The following is a 538-nucleotide window of genomic DNA, read 5'->3' as shown; positions in this document are numbered from 1 at the left end:
TCAGTATATATCCATCTTCTCCTCTTTGAATGATTTTAAAGCCCAATTCCTTTTCTAAATTATGAATTGAAATCGTTAGCGCTGGTTGTGATATATAGAGTGCATTTGCTGCGCGTGACATCGTTTTGTGTTCGATAATCATATCTAAATACTTGAGTTGTCTTAAGTCCATTTCGTCCTCCTATAAAAATACTTATATTTATATATATTATATATATTTCACAAAACTATTGCAGTATTCTAATATTAAAATTAAGAAAACGGTTTTATGAAACGGAGGATACACGTATGGCATCTGATCAGAGTAAAAACAATTTATATATTTTTGGTATTGTTCTTGCAGTATTGACGTTTTGGTTGTTTGCACAGTCGATGATTAATATTATTCCGGCTATGCAAAAAGATATGGATATAAACTTATCTATGCTTAATATCGCAACCAGTGTAACCGCTTTGTTCTCTGGATTATTTATAGTAGTAGGCGGAGGCATTGCAGACAGAAGTGGAAGAAAGAGAATGACATATTTAGGATTGGTTC

1 protein-coding gene and 1 pseudogene are annotated in these 538 nt (G+C 32.2%); one reads left to right on the top strand and one right to left on the bottom strand.

Annotated elements, in window-relative coordinates:
- The coding region (locus HMPREF3029_RS09730) for a LysR family transcriptional regulator (RefSeq protein WP_144265412.1) at positions 1-172 on the bottom strand (172 nt) is incomplete at its 3' end.
- A gap of 116 nt (positions 173-288) precedes the next feature.
- Between HMPREF3029_RS09730 and HMPREF3029_RS04905 the strand changes: the two are divergent.
- Positions 289-538, top strand: a pseudogene (locus HMPREF3029_RS04905) (MFS transporter); the annotation flags it as partial.

This window comes from Nosocomiicoccus sp. HMSC059G07 (genome assembly GCF_001815515.1).
Classification (GTDB): domain Bacteria; phylum Bacillota; class Bacilli; order Staphylococcales; family Salinicoccaceae; genus Nosocomiicoccus; species Nosocomiicoccus ampullae_A.
This window is presented reverse-complemented; position numbering and strand designations above follow the sequence as displayed.